Source organism: Streptococcus sp. oral taxon 431 (genome assembly GCF_023115445.1).
In the GTDB taxonomy this organism is placed as follows: domain Bacteria; phylum Bacillota; class Bacilli; order Lactobacillales; family Streptococcaceae; genus Streptococcus.
The window spans coordinates 109,653-111,803 of record NZ_JALDUI010000006.1 but is presented as its reverse complement, the minus strand read 5'-3'; the positions used below and the strand labels follow the sequence as shown (position 1 = coordinate 111,803).

Sequence of the window (2,151 nt, the reverse complement as noted above, 5' to 3'; positions counted from 1 at the left end):
TTGAAGGCTACTGTTGTACCCTTAGGAAGATCTTTCAAGTTACCGATTGAATCTTCTGCTTTTGGTTCAGTTCCTTTGTCTACAGTTTGAGCTTTTGGTGTTGGCTCGTTCTTATCTGCATCTGTTGGTTCTGAACTTGGTTTTTCAACAGTTACTTTAACTGGAACTTCTTCTGTTGATCCATCTGGGTAGGTTACAACGACTGTTGGTGTTTTATCACCTGGTGTTTTTGTATCTACTGGTTCCTTGAACTTAGCTGTTGTTCCTTCTGGAAGTCCCTTGAAGTTCTCAATTGAATCTTCTGCTTTTGGTTCTTCTCCAACTTTAACAGTTTGATCCTTAGCTTTTGGCTCGTTCTTATCTGCATCTGTTGGTTCTGAACTTGGTTTTTCAACAGTTACTTTAACTGGAACTTCTTCTGTTGATCCATCTGGGTAGGTTACAACGACTGTTGGTGTTTTATCACCTGGTGTTTTTGTATCTACTGGTTCCTTGAACTTAGCTGTTGTTCCTTCTGGAAGTCCCTTGAAGTTCTCAATTGAATCTTCTGCTTTTGGTTCTTCTCCAACTTTAACAGTTTGGTCCTTAGCTTTTGGCTCGTTCTTATCTGCATCTGTTGGTTTTTTAGTTACAAATTTTGATAGTGGTTCTTTATCTGTAGAACCATCTGTATATGTTACTACAAGATTTCCTTTGTCATCTTTTTTGACTGATTGAATCTTACCATTTTTATCAACTGGAGTATCTTTTGCGATATTCGCATCGTCATTGTTCTTGTTGTACTTAAGTTGAAGTTTTTCTTTGATTTTATCTAAGTCATCTTTTGTTACATTGGTTGGATCTGCTACCTCAACTTTATCAGCTGGAGCTGGAGTTGCAATATCGTACTTATCTGTTTGAGATTTAACGATAAAGTGAACATATCCTGGAGTCTGAGTTGCATTCGGATTTTTATCTAATGCATTAAAATCTGTATTTGATGGTGCATTATCATTGTCATTAGCAACAACAAAACTTGTCCAATGGTTTGGAGCTTTAAGTGTTGTAACACCTGTCATCTTAAGAGTAGCTGTAGCACCTGATACAGTACCATCACCATGAGTGACTGCTGAATTCTCGATTTTTCCAGTTGTGAAACCGTAATCTGCCGTATTATCTTTTCCAATACCACCAGGACCACGTACATACATATCTTTAACAGCAGTGTTGTCTGATGCTTTGAATGTTAAATCAGTGTTTTCACCTGTATAAACATAGATTTCTTTCTTAGCTTCATTTGAGTATGGAAGTTCTACTTTTGGAGCTACGTTTACAAATTCTGACAATGGTTTTGTATCTTTAGAACCATCTTTATAGGTTACAACAACTTTGTTTCCTTCTTTTTCTACTTTATCAACAACTTTTGAAGCATCTTCTACTTCTTTACCTTTTTTGTCAGCTAAACGTGCATCTGGATTGTTTTGAGAATATTCAAGTTTAACTTTCTCTTTAATTTTTTCAAACTCTTTATCAGTAACATTGTTAGCATCTGATACGGTTACTTTATCAGCCGATGCTGGAGTTTTAATATCATATTTCTTAGTTTGTGCTTTTAATACGAAAGTTACTGCACCTGGGTCAGTTAAGTAAGAACCAACTGCTTCTTTTGTTTTTGGATCTTCTTTTCTGTTTGCATCATTTACAATAAATGCTCCATCAGTATCTGTTGCTGTCGCAAATCTTGTTACTAATTTTAATGAATCACTTTCAGTTTTTGGTAATTTATCTGCTGCAATACCAGAAACTTGTCCTGTTACTTTAATTTTCGCAGGTGTCGCTGTTTCAGAATTAATTGCTGTTACAGTATATCCAAATTCATTATCTTGTTTATCTGGGTTCCCATCAATATTATTTAGAGCTTGGTTTCCACCTCTTTTTAAAGCTGCAGATTTAATTTTTCCTGAATCGTCATTGAATGTAATATCTACATCTGCTTCTTCACCGTTATATAGATATACTTCTTTTAGACTTGGTTTTGGATCTGAGTATGGAATACTTACTGTTGGAGCTACGTTTTCACGTGCTGGAGTTGCTTCTTTAGGATCACTTGCTACTGATGTGTTACCTGCCGCATCTGTTGCTTTGGCTGTTACAGGACCTGCTGGAATATCA

At 36.0% G+C, this 2,151-nt stretch carries 1 protein-coding gene; it reads right to left on the bottom strand.

Annotated features, from left to right (window positions below):
* Positions 1-2,151: Rib/alpha-like domain-containing protein (locus tag M1R56_RS05295; protein WP_248034858.1), on the bottom strand; the 2,151-nt coding region annotated here is incomplete at both ends.